The 18425-nt window shown below is 60.3% G+C and carries 22 protein-coding genes and 1 pseudogene; 10 read left to right on the plus strand and 13 right to left on the minus strand.

Translation table 11 applies throughout. The features are described from left to right. The first annotated feature begins 229 nt into the window (after positions 1-229). The 5 genes from ftsY (at position 230) to E1573_RS12510 (ending at position 5132) form a co-directional block, all read left to right on the plus strand. Positions 230-1795 (plus strand): signal recognition particle-docking protein FtsY, encoded by a 1566-nt coding sequence (gene ftsY, locus E1573_RS12490; protein WP_133214055.1) that lies wholly within the window; start codon positions 230-232, stop codon positions 1793-1795. Then, a complete protein-coding gene (gene ftsE / locus E1573_RS12495) occupies positions 1792-2463 on the plus strand; it encodes a cell division ATP-binding protein FtsE (RefSeq protein ID WP_038615591.1) in 672 nt (223 codons plus the stop codon). Before ftsY ends, ftsE begins: the two co-directional genes overlap by 4 nt. Continuing rightward, complete coding sequence (gene ftsX / locus E1573_RS12500; RefSeq protein WP_133214057.1) at positions 2460-3488, plus strand: permease-like cell division protein FtsX; 1029 nt, start codon at positions 2460-2462, stop codon at positions 3486-3488. Before ftsE ends, ftsX begins: the two co-directional genes overlap by 4 nt. Before the next feature lie 114 nt (positions 3489-3602). Continuing rightward, complete coding sequence (rpoH, locus tag E1573_RS12505) at positions 3603-4457, plus strand: RNA polymerase sigma factor RpoH (RefSeq protein WP_133214059.1); 855 nt, start codon at positions 3603-3605, stop codon at positions 4455-4457. 165 nt (positions 4458-4622) lie between these two features. After that, positions 4623-5132: a DUF1993 family protein gene (locus E1573_RS12510; RefSeq protein ID WP_133214061.1), complete on the plus strand. Its 510-nt coding sequence runs from the start codon at positions 4623-4625 to the stop codon at positions 5130-5132. 63 nt (positions 5133-5195) lie between these two features. Here E1573_RS12510 and mtgA read toward each other — a convergent pair. Further along, positions 5196-5953, minus strand: a pseudogene (gene mtgA / locus E1573_RS12515) (monofunctional biosynthetic peptidoglycan transglycosylase). A gap of 33 nt (positions 5954-5986) precedes the next feature. Here mtgA and E1573_RS12520 point away from each other — a divergent pair. The 4 genes from E1573_RS12520 (at position 5987) to trmB (ending at position 8235) form a co-directional block, all read left to right on the plus strand. Continuing rightward, a complete protein-coding gene (locus tag E1573_RS12520; protein WP_133214065.1) occupies positions 5987-6358 on the plus strand; it encodes a DUF423 domain-containing protein in 372 nt (123 codons plus the stop codon). A 101-nt stretch (positions 6359-6459) separates the two neighbouring features. Continuing rightward, positions 6460-6660, plus strand: coding sequence for a sulfur carrier protein ThiS (gene thiS, locus E1573_RS12525; RefSeq protein ID WP_028943904.1), 201 nt, complete (start codon positions 6460-6462; stop codon positions 6658-6660). Positions 6661-6708: 48 nt separating this feature from the next. Beyond that, the gene (locus E1573_RS12530; protein WP_133214067.1) at positions 6709-7503 is read left to right on the plus strand and encodes a thiazole synthase; all 795 of its coding nucleotides are present in this window, start codon (positions 6709-6711) and stop codon (positions 7501-7503) included. Between the two features lie 9 nt (positions 7504-7512). Further along, positions 7513-8235 carry a tRNA (guanosine(46)-N7)-methyltransferase TrmB gene (gene trmB, locus E1573_RS12535; protein ID WP_133214069.1) on the plus strand — a complete coding sequence of 241 codons (723 nt, stop codon included), beginning with the start codon at positions 7513-7515 and terminating at the stop codon, positions 8233-8235. A gap of 65 nt (positions 8236-8300) precedes the next feature. On the opposite strand, the gene E1573_RS12540 is transcribed toward trmB, so the two are convergent. The 10 genes from E1573_RS12540 to E1573_RS12585 form a co-directional block, all read right to left on the minus strand. After that, complete coding sequence (locus tag E1573_RS12540) at positions 8301-8624, minus strand: DUF3392 family protein (RefSeq protein ID WP_133214071.1); 324 nt, start codon at positions 8622-8624, stop codon at positions 8301-8303. A 9-nt stretch (positions 8625-8633) separates the two neighbouring features. Beyond that, positions 8634-9848 carry a radical SAM family heme chaperone HemW gene (gene hemW, locus E1573_RS12545; RefSeq protein ID WP_133214073.1) on the minus strand — a complete coding sequence of 405 codons (1215 nt, stop codon included), beginning with the start codon at positions 9846-9848 and terminating at the stop codon, positions 8634-8636. Next, the gene (gene rdgB, locus E1573_RS12550) at positions 9845-10441 is read right to left on the minus strand and encodes an RdgB/HAM1 family non-canonical purine NTP pyrophosphatase (RefSeq protein WP_133214075.1); all 597 of its coding nucleotides are present in this window, start codon (positions 10439-10441) and stop codon (positions 9845-9847) included. The genes hemW and rdgB overlap by 4 nt, the downstream gene beginning before the upstream one ends. Beyond that, positions 10438-10872, minus strand: coding sequence for a DUF4426 domain-containing protein (locus E1573_RS12555; RefSeq protein WP_133214077.1), 435 nt, complete (start codon positions 10870-10872; stop codon positions 10438-10440). Before E1573_RS12555 ends, rdgB begins: the two co-directional genes overlap by 4 nt. Before the next feature lie 24 nt (positions 10873-10896). Next, on the minus strand, positions 10897-11517 hold the full coding sequence (gene metW / locus E1573_RS12560; protein WP_133214079.1) for a methionine biosynthesis protein MetW: 621 nt from the start codon (positions 11515-11517) through the stop codon (positions 10897-10899). Between the two features lie 7 nt (positions 11518-11524). Then, positions 11525-12664, minus strand: a complete 1140-nt coding sequence (locus E1573_RS12565) for a homoserine O-acetyltransferase (RefSeq protein WP_133214081.1) — start codon at positions 12662-12664, stop codon at positions 11525-11527. Positions 12665-12788: 124 nt separating this feature from the next. Next, complete coding sequence (locus tag E1573_RS12570) at positions 12789-13379, minus strand: YggT family protein (RefSeq protein ID WP_133214083.1); 591 nt, start codon at positions 13377-13379, stop codon at positions 12789-12791. Between the two features lie 10 nt (positions 13380-13389). After that, positions 13390-14208: a pyrroline-5-carboxylate reductase gene (gene proC / locus E1573_RS12575; protein ID WP_133214085.1), complete on the minus strand. Its 819-nt coding sequence runs from the start codon at positions 14206-14208 to the stop codon at positions 13390-13392. A gap of 37 nt (positions 14209-14245) precedes the next feature. After that, positions 14246-14932, minus strand: coding sequence for a YggS family pyridoxal phosphate-dependent enzyme (locus E1573_RS12580; RefSeq protein WP_133214087.1), 687 nt, complete (start codon positions 14930-14932; stop codon positions 14246-14248). 186 nt (positions 14933-15118) lie between these two features. After that, positions 15119-15745, minus strand: coding sequence for a C40 family peptidase (locus E1573_RS12585; RefSeq protein ID WP_133214089.1), 627 nt, complete (start codon positions 15743-15745; stop codon positions 15119-15121). A 155-nt stretch (positions 15746-15900) separates the two neighbouring features. On the opposite strand from E1573_RS12585, the gene E1573_RS12590 reads away from it, so the two are divergent. Beyond that, positions 15901-16320, plus strand: a complete 420-nt coding sequence (locus tag E1573_RS12590) for a TM2 domain-containing protein (RefSeq protein ID WP_133214091.1) — start codon at positions 15901-15903, stop codon at positions 16318-16320. Between the two features lie 42 nt (positions 16321-16362). On the opposite strand, the gene E1573_RS12595 is transcribed toward E1573_RS12590, so the two are convergent. Together E1573_RS12595 and argS are read right to left on the minus strand one after the other, a co-directional pair. Then, positions 16363-17052 (minus strand): SPOR domain-containing protein, encoded by a 690-nt coding sequence (locus tag E1573_RS12595; RefSeq protein WP_133214093.1) that lies wholly within the window; start codon positions 17050-17052, stop codon positions 16363-16365. Position 17053: 1 nt separating this feature from the next. Beyond that, a partial coding sequence (gene argS, locus E1573_RS12600) for an arginine--tRNA ligase (protein WP_133214095.1) occupies positions 17054-18425 on the minus strand: 1372 nt, incomplete at its 5' end.

Raw genomic sequence — 18425 nt, forward strand, 5'->3', positions numbered from 1 at the left:
CGTTGTTTAACCTGTAGGACTGCCCGCGTGGTCTTAGCGTCAGCGGGCTAGGAGGTGCTAGGATACTGATCCGGTTGCCCGACGACCATGCCTGTCGTGGATCTGACCCGCAGGCTCCAAGACAAAATGTTGCGCATGAACGAGCCGGAATAAAAGTAGTCTGTTCTGCGTTAAAAGAATTCTCGATGTGCCACAGTGGCGCATCGCTACCCTGAGATAGCCGTCTTCCATGTTTGGTTCCAACGACGACAAAAAGACGCCGGCTGCGGCTGGTGAAAAGAAAGGCCTGTTCAGCTGGCTGCGTAAAAAGCCCCAGCAACCTGTTGCCGAGCAGCCACAACCCCCCGCACCGGTCGAGCCGGAGCAACCTGCATCGCTGAACGACGCAGCGCCGGCCATCAGTGCGCCGGTTGAAATCGCTTCGGTACCGGTTGAAGCTCCCGAGCCTGTGAACGCTGCACCGATTGAAGTGCCACAGACGCCGACAGGCGGGCTGGTGTTGCCGGTCCCCGAAGAGCCGGTAGCGCTGGTGGCTGACTTGACGCCGCACACGCCGCCGCCCATTCCAGAGCGCCTGGTACCTGCTGCCGACGTTCAGGCTTCGCCTGAGCCAGCACCAGCACCGGTCGTTGCCGAGCCTGAGCCCGTTGTCATCGAACCCGCGCCTATTGCGGTCGAGCCTGAACCTGTTGCAGCGGCGGTCGTTATCCCCGAGCCTGTAGCGCCTGTAGCGCCTGTAGCGCCTGTAGCGCCTGTAGCGCCTGTAGCGCCTGTAGCGCCTGTAGCGCCTGTAGCCGCTGTTGAGCCGGTTGCCGAGCCTGTGCCTGTCGAAGACGTCGCCAAGGCGCCCACCGAAGACAACAAAGTCGGTTTCTTTGCCCGCCTTAAACAAGGCCTGTCGAAGACCAGTGCCAGCATCGGCGAAGGTATGGCCAGCCTGTTCCTGGGCAAGAAGGCCATCGACGACGACCTGCTCGATGAAATCGAAACCCGCCTGCTGACCGCCGACGTTGGCGTCGAGGCCACCTCGGTGATCGTTCAGAGCCTGACCCAGAAGGTGGCGCGCAAGCAACTGGCTGACAGCGATGCCCTGTACAAGTCTCTGCAAGGCGAGCTGGCCGACCTGCTCAAACCGGTCGAACAGCCCCTGCGCATTCAGGCGCAGAACAAGCCGTTTGTGATCCTTGTGGTCGGCGTCAACGGCGCCGGTAAAACCACCACCATCGGCAAGTTGGCGAAAAAGCTCCAGCTGGAAGGCAAGAAAGTCATGTTGGCTGCCGGCGACACCTTCCGCGCTGCGGCGGTCGAGCAGCTGCAGGTGTGGGGCGAGCGCAATCACATTCCGGTGATTGCCCAGCACACCGGTGCCGACTCCGCGTCGGTGATCTTTGACGCTGTTCAGGCCGCCAAAGCGCGTGGCATCGATGTACTGATTGCCGATACCGCTGGTCGCCTGCACACCAAAGACAACCTGATGGAAGAACTGAAGAAGGTTCGTCGGGTGATCGGCAAGCTCGACGCCGACGCGCCACATGAAGTGCTGCTGGTGCTGGATGCCGGTACCGGGCAGAACGCAATCAACCAGGCCAAGCACTTCAACCAGAGCGTTGAACTGACCGGCCTGGCCCTGACCAAACTCGATGGCACCGCCAAAGGCGGGGTGATCTTCGCCCTGGCCAAGCAGTTCGGCCTGCCGATCCGCTATATTGGCGTGGGCGAGGGTATCGACGATCTGCGCACCTTCGAAGCCGAACCCTTCGTGAAAGCACTGTTTGCCGAGCGGGAGCATCCATGATTCGATTCGAACAGGTCGCCAAGCGCTACCCCAATGGCCACGTAGGCCTGCATGAGTTGAGTTTTCGGGTGCGTCGGGGCGAATTCCTGTTCGTAACCGGCCATTCCGGCGCAGGCAAGAGCACCTTGCTGCGCCTGCTGCTGGCGATGGAGCGCCCCACCAGCGGCAAGCTGCTGCTGGCCGGGCAAGACCTGGGTCAGATCAGCAACGCGCAGATTCCGTTCCTGCGTCGGCAAATCGGCGTGGTGTTCCAGAACCATCAGCTGTTGTTTGATCGCACCGTATTCAACAACGTCGCGTTGCCGCTGCAGATCCTTGGCTTGTCCAAGGCCGAGGTGGCCAAGCGCGTCGATTCGGCGCTAGAGCGTGTGGCCCTGTCGGACAAGGCCGAGCTGTTTCCTGGCGACCTCTCTACCGGCCAGCAACAACGCGTCGGTATTGCCCGTGCCATCGTTCACCGCCCGGCGTTGCTGCTGGCCGACGAACCTACTGGTAACCTCGATCCACGCCTGGCGGCGGAGATCATGGGGGTATTCGAAGACATCAACCGCCTGGGTACCAGCGTCCTGATCGCTAGCCACGACCTGGCACTGATCGCGCGCATGCGCCACCGCATGCTGACCCTGCAGCGCGGCCGCTTGATCGGCGACGGGGAGGCCGGGCAATGAGTGCAACACGTAGTCCCAAGGTTTCCGAGCGGGTCGCACCGAAAGCGGCTGACCCGGTACCTGAAAAGAACAAGCGCAACAGCCATGACGACGATGGCCCGGATTTCCGCACGCTGTTCCATGCCTGGCTGGAAAGCCATCGCTCCAGCCTGCTCGATAGCCTGCGGCGCCTGGCCAAGCAGCCTATTGGTAGCTTTTTCACCTGCCTGGTGATGGCGGTGGCGCTGAGCCTGCCGATGGGGCTTTCGCTGCTGTTGAGTAACGTTGAGCGTTTGGGCGGTTCGTGGCAGCGTGCGGCGCAGATCTCCCTGTACCTCAAGCTCGATGCCAACAGCCGTGACGGCGAAGCGCTGCGCGAGCAGATCAAAGGCTTGCCGGGCGTTGCCGAGGCAGAGTACGTCAGCCGTGAGCAGGCACTGGAAGAATTCCAGCAGCAGTCCGGGCTGGGCGATGCGCTGCGCGAACTGCCGGAAAACCCGTTGCCGGGTGTGGTTATTGTGACCCCGGCGGAAGTCGATAAACCGGCCTTGGAAGCCTTGCGTCAGCGTCTTGCCGAGTTGCCCAAGGTCGATGTGGCGCAGCTGGATCTGGTGTGGGTCGAGCGCTTGGCGGCCATCCTCAAGCTGGGTGACCGATTTGTTTTCGGACTAACGGTTTTGCTGGTCTCGGCGCTGCTTTTGGTAATTGGTAACACAATTCGCCTGCACATCGAGAACCGCCGTACCGAAATCGAGGTGATCAAGCTGGTAGGCGGCACGGACAGCTATGTGCGCCGGCCTTTCCTGTATATGGGCGCTTTGTACGGCCTGGGTGCCGGCGTGTTGGCCTGGGGCGTGCTGGCGTTTGGCCTGAACTGGTTGAATGACGCGGTAATCGGGCTTTCCGGGCTGTATGGCAGCAATTTCGCCTTGGCCGGGGTCCCAGCTGCCGATGGTCTGTCGCTCTTGCTTGGAGCGGTGTTGTTAGGGTATATCGGTGCGTGGATTGCGGTTGCCCGCCACTTGAGCGAGCTGGCACCGCGATAGTGTCTTTTTGCTGGTATTGACTCTTTTCATATTTCAGGGAACTTGTTTCGCGGTTCCCGGTCAATGGTGGCAGTGCCCACGGGCACGAGTTTAGTGAGTCGGAGGTTTTTTCGTATGACCACTTCGTTGCAACCTGCCTACGCCTTGGTTCCCGGTGCAAACCTGGAAGCCTATGTGCACACGGTAAACAGCATTCCATTGCTGTCGCCGGAGCAGGAGCGTGAACTGGCCGAGAGTCTCTACTACGAGCAGAATCTTGAGGCGGCTCGGCAGATGGTGCTCGCCCACCTGCGGTTTGTCGTACATATCGCTCGCAGCTATTCCGGCTACGGGCTGGCCCAGGCTGACCTGATTCAGGAAGGCAATGTTGGCCTGATGAAAGCGGTCAAACGTTTCAACCCTGAAATGGGTGTGCGCCTGGTGTCCTTCGCCGTGCACTGGATCAAGGCCGAAATTCACGAGTTCATCCTGCGTAACTGGCGCATTGTCAAAGTCGCCACCACCAAGGCCCAGCGCAAGCTGTTCTTCAACCTGCGCAGCCAGAAGAAGCGCCTGGCCTGGCTTAACAACGATGAAGTTCATCGTGTTGCCGAAAGCCTGGGTGTCGAGCCGCGTGAAGTGCGCGAGATGGAAAGTCGCCTGACGGGCCAGGACATGGCGTTCGATCCAGCGTCCGAAGCCGATGACGACAGCGCTTTCCAGTCGCCGGCCAACTACCTGGAAGACCATCGCTACGACCCGGCGCTGCAACTGGAAGATGCCGACTGGAGCGACAACTCCACCAGCAACTTGCATGAAGCGCTGCAAGGCTTGGACGACCGCAGCCGTGACATTCTTTACCAGCGTTGGTTGGCTGAAGAGAAGGCTACGCTGCATGACCTGGCTGAGAAATACAGCGTGTCCGCCGAGCGGATCCGTCAGCTGGAGAAGAATGCGATGAACAAGGTGAAAGCCCTCATCGCGATCTGAGGCTGAAACCATCGCGGGGCAAGCCCGCTCCCACCGGGGATCTCGGTGGGAGCGGGCTTGCCCCGCGAGTTTTTTATGGCGCCAGATCTTGCAGGCGACAGCGCAGGTCTATAATCGCGCCACGTTGGCCCCGCCACTTTTTCCGCCACCCATGTCGAGACTGTTATGACCATTTCCTTGTATGCCGCTTCTGTTCCTGTTTTCAAGCAAATGCTCAAGGCCTTGAGTGAGGTTCTGAACAAAGCCGAAGCTCACGCCACGGCGAAAAACATTGATCCGAGCGTCTTCCTCCAGGCGCGCCTGTATCCGGACATGTTTCCACTGGTTCGCCAGGTACAGATCGCTGTTGATTTCGCCAAAGGTGTCTCGGCGCGCCTGGCTGAGGTCGAGCTACCTAAATACGACGACAACGAAACCACCTTTGCGGAACTGCAAGCGCTGATCAGCAAGGTATTGGCTTTCCTGGACGGCATTGCGCCAGCGCAGATTGATGGCAAGGAAGGGATCGAAATCGTGACCCGTCCGGGCACGCCTAAAGAGAAGCGCTTCAGTGGCCAGGCTTATTTGCTGACCTACGGCCTGCCGCAGTTCTTCTTCCACGTCACCACCACTTACGCAATCTTGCGTCACAACGGTGTGGAAGTGGGCAAGCGTGACTACATGGGCGCGTTCTAAAGCGTTTAGCCTGTAATCAGCGCACAGTAAAAACCCGGCATAGCGTGCGCTTTGCCGGGTTTTTTATTGGTTCCAGGGCGCTTTGCGCGGGCTGTCCAGTTGCACCAGATAACCGCTGCCACCTAACTGGCGCATCTGCTGGCGAATCCACCCTGCACGACGCGCCACGTAGCTGCTGGGGCGGCTGGCGCTCCATCTCAGCGGGCTAGGTAGCACAGCGGCCAGCAAACTGGCCTGTTGACGGCTCAAGCGGCTGGCATCGACGCCAAAGTGATGTTGTGCCGCAGCCTGGGCACCAAACACACCTTCGCCCCATTCGGCACTGTTGAGGTAAACCTCCAGAATCCGCTCCTTGGACCAGAGCAGTTCAATCAGGGCGGTGAACCAGGCTTCCAGGCCTTTACGCAACCAGCTACGCCCCGACCAGAGAAACTGATTCTTGGCCACTTGCTGGCTCAGGGTGCTGGCGCCACGAATGCTGCCGCCGCGTTCGTTGTGCGCCAGGGCTGCCTGAATGGCGATGAAGTCGAAGCCCCAATGGTTGGCGAACTTCTGGTCTTCACCGGCGATAACCGCCACCTTGAGTTCATCGGATATACGTTCCCAAGGCTCCCAATCGCGTTGCAAGTCAATCGGCTGGCCATTGAACCAGGATTCGACCTTGCGTTCGACCATCAACATCGTGCCCGGTGGCGGTACCCAGCGCAGCACCAGCACCAGCAGTGCGCTGCCAGCGGCAAACCAGAGCAAGGCGCGGGTAAGGCGGCGGATAATGGACGACAACATAGAGATGGCTTGGCCGAACCGAATGAGCGGGCCATTATACAGACCCTGTGATGACTAGGAGTCGCCTCATGTTGCGTAGTTTTCTCTTGCTCGCTGCCTTTTTCGGCTTCACTGGTGTTGCCTTGGGTGCCTTTGCCGCACATGGCTTGAAAGGGCGCCTGAGCAGTGAATACCTGGCGATTTTCCACACCGGCGTTACCTACCAGCTGGTGCACGCCCTGGCGTTGCTCGGCGTTGCGGTGCTGGCTACGCAGTTGCCTGGCCGCCTGGTGGGTTGGGCCGGCGGTCTGTTCGCCCTGGGCATTGTCTTGTTCTCCGGTAGCCTGTACCTGTTGACCCTCAGTGGCATCGGTAAGTTAGGCATGATCACCCCGATTGGCGGCATGGCCTTCCTTGGCGGCTGGCTGTGCCTGGGGCTTGCCGCCTGGCGCTTGAGTTGACTCAGCAGTCCAAATCGAGACGAATGGCGATGCTTGGCCTTGGTCGTTGCACCTGATCAGGGCTAGAATGCGGGCCCCTAAAAATAATGGTGGCCGTGCGCATGCGCATTCAATTGAACGGTGAACCCTTCGAGTTGCCCGATGGCGAAAGCGTCGAGGCCCTGCTGACCCGCCTGGACCTTGTCGGGCGCCGCGTCGCGGTAGAGCTCAACCTGGATATCGTGCCACGTAGCCAGCACGCCGCCACGGCGTTGCGTGACGGCGACCAGGTCGAAGTCGTGCATGCCATCGGCGGCGGCTAGGGCCCCAGGATCACCTTGCTAGTCCCTCAACCTTTCAGAGGAATTCCGATGAGCAACCTTCGCACCGACAAGCCCTTTACCCTGGCCGGCCGTACCTTCCAGTCGCGCCTGCTGGTCGGCACCGGTAAATACCGTGACCTTGAAGAAACCCGTCTGGCCATTGAAGCCTCGGGTGCCGAGATCGTCACCGTTGCCGTGCGCCGCACCAACATTGGTCAGAACCCGGGCGAGCCGAACCTGCTCGATGTGCTGCCGCCGGATCGCTACACCATTCTGCCGAATACCGCTGGCTGCTACGACGCGGTTGAAGCCGTGCGCACCTGCCGCCTGGCCCGTGAACTGCTCGATGGCCACAATCTGGTCAAGCTGGAAGTGCTGGCTGACCAGAAAACACTGTTCCCCAACGTGATCGAAACCCTCAAGGCCGCCGAAGTGCTGGTCAAAGACGGTTTCGACGTGATGGTTTACACCAGCGATGACCCGATCATTGCGCGCCAACTGGCTGAAGCCGGCTGCATCGCGGTCATGCCTCTGGCTGGCCTGATCGGCACTGGTCTGGGTATCTGCAACCCGTACAACCTACAGATCATTCTCGAAGAGTCGAAAGTGCCTGTGCTGGTTGATGCCGGTGTTGGTACTGCGTCGGACGCTACCATCGCCATGGAAATGGGCTGTGAGGCGGTGCTGATGAACTCGGCCATTGCCAATGCCCAGCAGCCAATCATGATGGCTGAAGCCATGAAGCACGCCATTGTTGCCGGTCGTCTGGCGTACCTCGCCGGGCGTATGCCGAAAAAACTCTATGCCAGCGCCTCGTCGCCGCTGGATGGTCTGATCAAGTAAGAGCCCCTGATGACTGAATCGCAAGAAACGCCGATCTCCACCGAAGGCGAAGAGCGCCAACACCGCCGCATCAAGAGCTTCGTGATGCGCGCCGGGCGCATGACCGAAGGCCAGCAACGCGGCCTGGAGCAGGGTGGCCCACTGTTCATCCTGCCGCTGGCAGACAGCCCGGTTGATTACGACCAGGTGTTTGGCCGCTCGGCCCCGCGTACCCTGGAGATCGGTTTCGGCATGGGACATTCCCTGTTGGAAATGGCCGCTGCTGCCCCGGAGCAGGACTTCATTGGTGTTGAAGTACACCGCCCAGGTGTCGGTGCGCTGCTCAACGGCGTGCTGACCCAAGGCCTGAAGAACCTGCGGGTGTACGACTGCGATGCAATTGAAGTGCTGAACAAGTGCGTGGCCGACAACAGCCTCGATCGCTTGATGCTGTTTTTCCCGGATCCTTGGCACAAGAGCCGCCATCACAAGCGCCGCATCGTTCAGCCTGAGTTCGCTGCCCTGGTGCGCAGCAAGCTCAAGGTCGGTGGTGTGTTCCATATGGCGACCGACTGGGAGCCGTATGCCGAGTACATGCTGGAAGTGATGAACGTCGCCCCGGGTTATCGCAACCTGGCGGCCGATGGCAAGTGCGTAGAGCGCCCGGCCGAGCGCCCGATCACCAAGTTCGAACGCCGTGGCGAGCGACTTGGGCATGGGGTGTGGGATCTGAAGTTCGAGAAGCTGGCGTAAATCGATCGCGGGGCAAGCCCGCTCCTACAGGTGCTGTGGGAGCGGGCTTGCCCCGTGATGCTTATTTAGCGTCGATCAGCAACCACACCAATCAACACCAAAACAACCAGCAATACCGGCGCCAGCGCATAGTTGTTGAACTGCGCCAGGCCTTTTACCACCCACGGCGTGGCGTAGATCAGCGCGGCACCACTGCCGATCATCACCAGCAATGCCATGAAGGGTACGCGCAAGGCGCCTGCAAGGCCGCCCAGGCGTTGTTCCACCCAGCCTTTGATGTCGGTGCCGAACAACACCAGCAAACAACCCACAAGCGCCAGTGAGATCTCCGACAGATTACTGCGACTCCAGCGCGAAACGGTCGAAAGCAGGTCGAGTACCAAGTCCATTCGAAATCCTTAGGTCAAGAAATACTGCAGCAGGTCGTTGAGGAACAACTGGCCTCGCGGGGTGGCGACCAGTCGCGTCGTTTCGACCTGCAAAAGGCCCTTTTGTTCGGCTTCGCGGCGCGCTTGCATCAGTTGCTGCAAGGGCAGCCCGGTGCGTTGCGTGAACAGTTCGGCATCCACGCCTTGGGTCAGGCGCAGGGCGTTCATCAGAAACTCGAAGGGCAGTTCGTCCACCGGCAGCAGCTTTTCCCCGGCTTTGAAGGCTTTGGCCGGGTTCAGGTAGTCCTTGGGCAGGCGGGTCTTCCAGGTGCGCAGGATGCGGCCGTCCGGGTGGCTGAGTTTGCCGTGGGCGCCTGCACCGATGCCGATGAAGTCGCCAAAGCTCCAGTAGTTGAGGTTGTGCCGGGCGGCACGACCCGGCTGGGCGTAGGCCGAGACTTCGTACTGGGTATAACCGTGGCTGGCGAGCAGGGCCTGACCGGCCTCCTGAATATCCCAAAGGATATCGTCTTCGGGTAGCAGCGGTGGCTGGTTCCAGAACACCGTATTCGGCTCTAGCGTCAGCTGGTACCAGGACAGGTGCGTAGGGTTAAGCGCAATCGCCTGGCGCAAGTCGCTCAAGGCATCATCCAACGACTGATCGGGAAGGCCATGCATCAGGTCGAGGTTGAAGTTGTCGAACCCGGCATTGCGCGCCATGTCGGCGGCGCGAATAGCTTCGTCGCCATTGTGAATGCGGCCCAGAGCCTCTAGCTTGGCCTGCTGGAAACTCTGGATACCAATCGACAGGCGATTGATCCCCAGCTGCCGGTAGGCTTTGAACTTCTCTTGCTCAAAGGTCCCAGGGTTGGCTTCCAGGGTGATTTCGATATCACTGGCAAACGGGATGCGTTGCTCCACACCTGCCAACAGGCGGCCCAGCGCATCAGCGCTGAACAGGCTGGGCGTACCGCCACCGAAGAAGATCGAGCTGATCGGCCGGCCATACACCGCGCCCAGTTCCTGGTCGAGGTCGGCCAGCAGAGCATCGACATAGGCCTGCTCTGGCAGCTCGGGTGTGGCGGCGTGGGAGTTGAAGTCGCAGTACGGGCATTTGCGCACGCACCACGGAATATGGATGTACAGCGCCAGGGGCGGCAGCTGCGGCAGGGCCGCCCGCGGTGCTTGGGAAGTAAAGCCAGCCTCGCCCAGGTGCAGTGGCTGTGCCGGCGAATGATCGGTCATGCCAGGCCCAGACGTTGACGCAACAGGCTCATGGCACGGGCACGGTGGCTGATCTGGTTCTTGTCGCTGGGGCTGAGTTCGGCGCTGGAGCAGTCGCGCTCCGGAACCCAGAACAGCGGGTCGTAGCCAAAGCCATGCTCACCGCTGGCTTCGGTCAGGATACGGCCGTGCCAGAGCCCTTCGCAGAGAATAGGCAGCGGATCGTCAGCGTGGCGCACCAGCGCCAGTACGCAGACGAACTGCGCGCCACGCTGCTCCTGTGGCACGTCCTTGAGGACATCCAGCAGTTTGGCGTTGTTGGCGGCATCGCCTTTGCCGTCGGCATAGCGCGCCGAATAGATACCCGGTGCACCCCCGAGGAAGTCCACGGCCAGGCCTGAGTCGTCAGCCAGTGCCGGCATGCCGGAAATCCGCGCGGCATTGCGTGCCTTGAGGATGGCGTTTTCGACGAACGACAGGCCGGTTTCTTCCGGCTCGACGCTGCTGAACTCGCCAATTGAGCGCAGCTGCACGGTATCACCGAGCATGGCCTGCAGTTCTTTGAGTTTGCCGGCGTTGTGGCTGGCCAATACGATTTGCTTGAAGGTCATCATTCGCCTGGGAAAAGCTCTTGGTTGAAACTGATGGTTTCGGTTTTGCCACCAATGCCAACGTCGATGGTGAAGGTACGGGTTTCCTGTTGCTCAACAGGGAACTGGGCGATGTAGTAGATCGCGCCTTGTTCGGTGATTTGCTTGAACTTCAGCGGGATCGAGTTGCTGGTGAGGTCTTTGACGGAGCCCGTTACCTGGGTAACCACCGGCTTGCCGGCCTTGATTACCGAGACGTTGATCACGCCCTGGTTCTTGCTGCGCACCAGCTCTGCAGCTTTGGCGATGTCTGGCTGCAGGAAGGTCGAGATAAAGGTGCTGTAGTGCACCGTGGTATCACCAAAAACTTCCTGGCGCTCACCTTTGATGGCATCGGCGGCAACGGCCGTCATGCTCAGGCAGCCGGCCAGTAAAAAGCTCAACAAGCGACCCATGATCGTTCTCCTCCAGTGTGCGGGTTAAACCGCGACCTTGTGTTCGTTAAGGCCGGGGCTGCTGACACGGTAAATGCCGATCTCCCCTAGAAGATTAGGCCATAGCTTGCCCGCCCACCCGTGGCGGTGCAAATGGTCGACAGCCAGGCGGTCGAGTACTTGTGCACGGCGTTCGCTGCACAGTGCCTCGAAGTCTTCAAAGGTGCAGAAGTGGATGTTCGGCGTGTTGTACCAGGTATACGGCATGAAGTCCGAAACCGGCATGCGACCTTTGGTCGCCAGGTACCAGCGGCAGCGCCAGTGGCCGAAATTGGGGAAGGTGATGATGCACTGGCGGCCCACTCGCAGCATTTCGTCGAGGATCCGATCGGGGTATTCCACAGCCTGCAGGGCCTGAGTCATGACCACCACGTCGAAGCTGTTGCTGGCGAAATTGCCCAGGCCTCTGTCCAGGTCCTGCTCAATGACGTTGACACCCTTGGCCACGCACTGGGCGATGTTGTCGGGGTCGATTTCCAGGCCATAGCCGCTGACTTGCTTGTTGTCGCGCAGCGAGGCGAGCAGTTCACCGGTACCGCAACCGAGGTCGAGTACCCGGCTACCGGCGGGGATCCAGTCTTGGATGATTTCCAGGTCGGCTCTCATAGGTTCCTCAGCAGACGATGCGGTTCATGTAATTCTTGAACCCCGTGATGTAGCGCGGGGTCGGGATCAGGAAGGCATCGTGGCCATAGGGCGAGTCGATATCCAGGTAGCAGACGTTCTTGCGTGCGGCGATCAGGGCGTCGACGATCTCCCGCGAGCGCGCTGGTGAGAAACGCCAGTCGGTGGTGAACGACATCACGCAGTAATCGGCGGTGACATGCGCCAGGGTTGCGGCCAGGTCGCCGTTGTGAGCTGCGGCCGGGTCGAAGTAGTCCAGTGCCTTGGTCATCAGCAGGTAGGTGTTGGCGTCAAAGCGGCCGGAGAATTCCTCGCCCTGATAGCGCAGGTAGCTTTCGACCTGGAACTCAACGCTGTGGAAGTCGTAGTTGAGTTTGTCGCTTTTCAGCTCACGGCCGAATTTCTCACCCATCGAGTCATCCGACAGGTAAGTGATGTGGCCGACCATGCGCGCCAGCATCAGACCGCGCTTGGGGATCACGCCTTGGTCCTGGAACGAGCCGCCGTGGAACTCGGGGTCGGTGAGGATGGCCTGGCGGGCTACTTCGTTGAAGGCGATGTTCTGGGCCGAGAGCTTGGGTGCCGAGGCGATGTCCAGGCAGTGACGCACGCGGTCTGGGTAGGTAATGGTCCACTGCAGCGCCTGCATGCCACCCAGGCTGCCGCCAATGACAGCAGCCCATTGCGCAATCCCGAGGCGGTCGGCCAGGCGCGCCTGGCTGTGTACCCAGTCTTCCACGGTCAGAACCGGGAAGTCGGCGCCGTACGGCTTGCCGGTAGCCGGGTTGACACTGCTCGGGCCAGTGCTGCCGTTGCAGCCGCCGAGGTTGTTCAGGCTGACCACGAAGAAACGATTGGTATCGATGGGCTTGCCGGGGCCGATGCAGCTGTCCCACCAACCCGGCTTGCGGTCGTTGGGGCTATGGTAGCCCGCAGCATGATGGTGACCCGACAACGCATGGCAAATCAGCACGGCATTGCTGGCTGTGCTGTTAAGGGTGCCGTAGGTTTCGTAGATCAGTTCATAGGAGGCGAGCGAGCGACCGCAGGCCAGGGCCAGGGGCTCGTTGAACTGCGCCAGTTGCGGTGTTACCAGACCGACCGAATCTTCGGGAAAGACAGTGGACATCGACCCTGCTCACGCTTAAATGAGGCGTAAGTCTAAAGACCACGGGGGGAGGGGGCAAGGAACATATCGCGGGGCAAGCCCGCTCCCACAGGGCTTCTGTGGGAGCGGGCTTGCCCCGCGAAGATTACATCAGCAAGCGCAAGATTTCCGGCATCCCAGTCATGGCAGCCAGGTTGTTGATCACCAGCATGTCGATCAACTTAATGGCCATGAACGCCAGAATCGGCGAAATATCCAGGCCGCCCAGATTCGGCAGCAAACGGCGGAACGGCGCCAGGAACGGATCGCAGATCTGGTTGACCAGTTCGGCACCCGGGTTGTGGCTGCCCGGCGCGACCCAGGAAAGAATCACGCTGATGATCAGGGCGAAGAAGAAGATGTTCAGGAACAGCGCGGTGACGCCAATGAGCGACCAGATCAGCAATTGCAGCGGGTTACCGGTAGTGCCATAGGCCAGCAGCAATGTCAGGGCCATGACCAGCATCTGCACGAGGATTGCCAGCACCAGTGATGACATGTCCAAGCCGAACAGGCTTGGAATGATCCGGCGCATGGGTCTGAGCAGCGGCTGGGTAGCGCGCACGGCAAACTGGCTGAGCGGGTTGTAGAAGTCAGCGCGTACCAGTTGCAGGATAAAGCGCAGCATGACGATAAGCAGGTAGAGGCTGCCAAGGGTTTGCACGATGTAGATGGCAGCGTTGTTCAATCCGAGCATGTTCGGCTCCTTAGTTGCCCAATTGTTCGGCCATCTCGGCCGAGCGATGCGCGGCAGCGCCCAGCGCTTTTTCCACCAGCGCTTCAAATCCATCGGCCTGGAACGACTTGATCGCCGCCTCTGTGGTACCGGCAGGGGAGGTGACGCGGCGGCGCAGTTCGGCGGCATCAACATCACTGCTAACGGCCATGTGCGCAGCGCCCAGGGCGGTTTGCAGGGTCAGTTTGGCGGCGGTTTCGCGTGGCAGGCCGAGCTTTTCACCGGCAGCGGTCATCGCTTCGATCAGCAGGAAAAAGTATGCCGGGCCGCTGCCGGATACGGCAGTGACGGCATCCAGCTGCTGCTCGGTGTCCAGCCACAGGGCAATGCCGACGGCCGACAGCAGTTGTTCGGCTTGCTGACGCTGTGCGGCAGAAACTTCGCCGGTAGCGTACAGGCCGCTCACGCCTTGGCGCAGCAGTGCAGGGGTGTTGGGCATGCAGCGCACGATCGGCTGGGCGCCGAGCCAGTTGTTCATGCTGGCGCAGGTAATCCCGGCAGCAATCGACACCACCAGTTGCTCGGGCTTGAGGCTTGGCTTAAGCGCTTCGCACACCGCTTTCATGGCCTGAGGTTTAACCGCCAGAACGACCACGTCGGCACCGTCGACGGCGTCGGCGTTGTTGGCAAACATTTCAATGCCGTGTTCGGCATGGACTTTCGCCCGCTGCTCGGCACCCGGATCACTGGCGCGGATCTGCGAGGCGTCCAGGCCCTGGGCGCGCAGGCCGCCGATCAGGCTGGCGGCCATGTTGCCGGCGCCGATAAAGGCAATACGAGTCTTGCTCATGTCAGGTCCTTAAGGGAAGAGTTGAAAAAGCATGGTTCTAGGCTTGGCCGTAGTCGCGAGCCCCGAACAGTGCAGTGCCGATTCGCACCCACGTTGCGCCTTGGGCGATGGCCGCTTCCAGGTCGTGGCTCATGCCCATGGACAGCGTGTCCAGGCCCAGCCCCAGGCTGGCTTGCAGTTCACGAACGCGGGCAAACGCGGCTTCCTGGGCGGCACGGTCATCGGTGGCCTCAGGAATTGCCATCAGCCCACGTAGCTTCAATCGGGGCAGTGCAGCAATGGCAGCAGCCAATGCAGGTAGCTCATCGGGGGTGCAGCCAGACTTGCTGGCCTCACCACTGACGTTCACCTGCAGGCAGATGTTCAGTGATTCAAGGCCATCAGGGCGTTGCTCGGACAGGCGTTGGGCGATTTTCAAGCGGTCCACGGAATGTACCCAGTCAAAATGCTCGGCAATCGCGCGAGTCTTGTTCGACTGAATGGGGCCGATGAAGTGCCAGGTCAAGGGCAGGTCGGTCAATTCGCCCTGTTTGTTCAAGGCTTCCTGCAAGTAGTTTTCGCCAACATCGCGAACCCCGGCGGCAAAAGCCTCGCGCACGGCGCTAGCGGGTTTGGTTTTGCTTACCGCCAGCAGGCGGATCTCGGACGGCGCACGCCCTGCGGCCTGGGCAGCAGCGTTGATGCGGGCGGCGAGCGTGGAAAGGTTGTCTGCGATGGTGGACATTGATCGATGCCAGCGGCTCTTTGGGTCTGCGGCATTCTACCTGCTTGGCAGCCTTTGGGGAGCCTTATGGACGTGGCTGATCGAACTGTTGCGTTGCGGCTCGCGGGATTCTGCTGTCCAGGCCAGCAGTGTGTAACCGGGTGTGATTAACCTTGAAAGCGTCCGCGTGCGGACGCATGAAGGGGGTTAGCGGGTGGCCATGGCCAATTGCTGGCTTTTTGGCAGAACGCGCTTGGCAACCACGTAGCGGCTGCGCCAGTAGGGCTTGTTCAGCGTATCGATGCTGACGCGTTTGCCGGTGCGCGGCGCATGAATGAAGCGATCATTGCCCAGGTAAATGGCAACATGGTTGACCCGACGGCTCTTGATGTTGAAGAAGATCAGGTCGCCAGGCTTGAGCTCGTTGCGATTGACCTTCACGCCGTGGCCCTGAGCCATGGCGTTGGAGGTGCGAGGCAGGTCGACCTCTTCAATGCCGTGGAACGCGTACTTGACCAGTCCGCTGCAGTCGAAGCCCTTGCTTGGGCTGCTGCCGCCCCAGCGGTAAGGTGTACCCAATACATTGACGGCCCGGCTGAGCACATCGCTGCTTTGCTTTGGCGACATCGACGCGACCGGCAAGCTCGGCTTGCTGGAGCGGGTGCGCTGCGTGTACTTGGTGCTGGCGTTCTTGCTGGAGCTGGAACGCACGGCGTTGGAATTGGTGGTGTACCCGGAAAAGCCGTTGGGTAGACGTTGCTCACGGTTGGTGGCGTGGGCGGCCAGTGGCAATAATAGGCAAAGGGTCAGCCATGTCTTGAAAAAAGGACGCATAGGCAGGGCTCATGTTGGTTAGCGCGCAACTTTATAACAGCTTTTTGATCAATTTCTGATCCGTTGGTCGATTGGAGCACTGCCATACGTCGCCCTGAAATGAAAAAGTCACATTTTTTCTTAGAAAATTTATCGATAACCCTCAGAGGCTATGAATGAACAGTTATCAACAGGATGGACGGCTGCACGACACTCACAGCAAGGTGATCGGTTATCTGCTGTGGATTTTCGGTTTCACTGGTGCGCACCGTTTCTATTACGGAAAACCGGTCACCGGTACGATCTGGTTCTTCACCTTGGGCCTGCTGGGCATCGGCTGGCTGATCGACCTGTTTTTGATCCCGTCGATGGATCGCGAGGCTGACCTGCGCTTTCATGCAGGTCCGTTGGACTACAGCTTGAGCTGGGTCCTGCTGACCTTTTTAGGCGTGTTTGGCGTGCACCGTATGTACCAGGGCAAATGGATCACCGGGATCATCTATCTGTGCACGGGCGGTCTGTTTCTGGTGGGGGTCTTGTATGACTTCTGGACGCTGAACACCCAGGTATCGCTGGCCAACGCCCAGCGGCGTTGAAAAACGGCGGCCTTGTCGTGGTCGACAAGGCCGCTCGCAGGATTACTGGCGGGTTTGGCGCTGCTGCAGCAAAAGGTTGCTGAAGCCGCTGCCGGCCAGCTGCTTCTGGGCGACGGTCAGTTGTTCGCGGTTGCTGAACGGGCCGACCAATACCCGGTACCAGGTTTCCTCTTTCACAGTGCCTGACTCGACCTTGACCGCCTGGCCAAGGAGGATGATCTGCGCCCGCACTTTGTCGGCATCAGCCTGTTTGCGGAACGATCCGGCCTGCAGGAAGAACTGAGTGGTTGCCGCAGGCTTGATCACCGGTGGTGCAGGTGGAGGCGTCTGTCCCATCAGCGCGGCCTGAGCCCGTGCGGTGTCGATCTTGGCCGCTTCCGCCGGGGTGACCGGAGGTTGAGCGGGCACCGGCGGCGTCTTCTCGGGTACAGCTTCAGGCGGCACGATCACTTCCGACTCGGGCAGCAGGGTGTAGAAGTCATACTTGGGCTTGACCGGCTGTTGCGGGCTTGGCGCCGTCTTGTTGGCTTCAGCGGCCTTCTCGGCTTTCAACTGCTCAGGCTTGGAGCGTTTGACTTCTTCGTTGCCCGGCTCAAGTTTCATCAGAAAAACAATGAAGGCGCCGACGGTCAGGCCGATTGCCAGCCACAACCAGCCCGGAATCGGTTGCTTTGCAGGGGCTTGGTTGCGACTGGCGCCGCGCTTGGGTGCGGGTTTTTTCTTGGCAGCCAACTTACATACGCTCCAGGGTTTCCAGGCCGAGCAGCTCCAGACCTTGCTTGAGGGTGCGACCAGTCAGGGCGGCCAGGCGCAGGCGGCTCTGCTGTTGTTCAGGGGTTTCGGCGGCCAGGATCGGGCAGTTCTCGTAGAAACTGGAGAACAGGCCAGCAACGTCGTACAGGTAGGCGCAGAGGACGTGCGGAGTGCCTTTTTCGGCGACGTTGTTCAGGATCTCACCGAACTGAGCCAGGCGCGCGGCCAGGTCTTGCTCCTGAGCGGCCTCCAGCACGATCTTGCCGTCCACTTCATCGAAGCCTTTGCCCAGCTTGCGGAATACGCCAGCCACGCGGGTGTAGGCGTACAGCAGGTACGGCGCGGTGTTGCCTTCGAAGTTGAGCATCAGCTCGAAGTTGAAGCTGTAGTCGCTGGTGCGGTGCTTGGACAGGTCGGCGTATTTCACCGCATCGATGCCCACCACCTGGCCGATGGCGCGCAGTTCGTCTTCTGGCAGCTCAGGGTTCTTCTCTTTGACCAGGGTGTAGGCGCGCTCTTTGGCTTCGGTGAGCAGGTCGATCAGCTTCACCGTGCCGCCGTCGCGGGTCTTGAACGGGCGGCCGTCGGCGCCGTTCATGGTGCCGAAGCCCATGTGCTCCATATCCATCGGGTGGCCAACGAAGCCGGCCTTGCGGGCTACTTCGAACACCTGGTTGAAGTGCAGGGCCTGGCGTTGGTCAACAAAGTACAGGGCGCGGTCAGCTTTGAGCACGTTGCTGCGGTAGCGAACAGCGGCCAGGTCGGTGGTGGCGTACAGGTAACCGCCATCGGCTTTCTGCACGATCACTGGCAGCGGCTCACCTTCAGCGGTCTTGAATTCATCGAGGAACACGCACTGCGCGCCCTTGCTCTCGACCAGCATGCCCTTGGCCTTGAGGTCATTGATGACGTTGGCGAGGTCGTCGTTGTAGGCGCTTTCGCCCATGACATCGGCCATGGTCAGTTTGACGTTGAGCAGTTCGTAAGTCTTCTGGCAATGCGACAGCGAGATGTCCTTGAAGCGGGTCCACAGCTTCAGGCATTCCTCGTCACCAGCTTGCAGCTTGACCACCAGGCCGCGGGCGCGGTCGGCGAACTCTTCCGACTCGTCAAAGCGCTTCTTCGCGGCACGATAGAAGTTTTCCAGGTCAGACAGCTCGTCGCTGGTGATCGGGTTTTCTTGCAGGTAGGCCATTAGCATGCCGAACTGGGTGCCCCAGTCGCCCACGTGGTTCTGACGAATCACGGTGTCGCCGAGGAATTCCAGTACACGCGATACCGCATCGCCGATGATGGTCGAACGCAGGTGGCCGACGTGCATTTCCTTGGCCAGGTTAGGTGCCGACAGGTCG

It is taken from the genome of Pseudomonas sp. H9, from assembly GCF_004353925.1.
In the GTDB taxonomy this organism is placed as follows: domain Bacteria; phylum Pseudomonadota; class Gammaproteobacteria; order Pseudomonadales; family Pseudomonadaceae; genus Aquipseudomonas.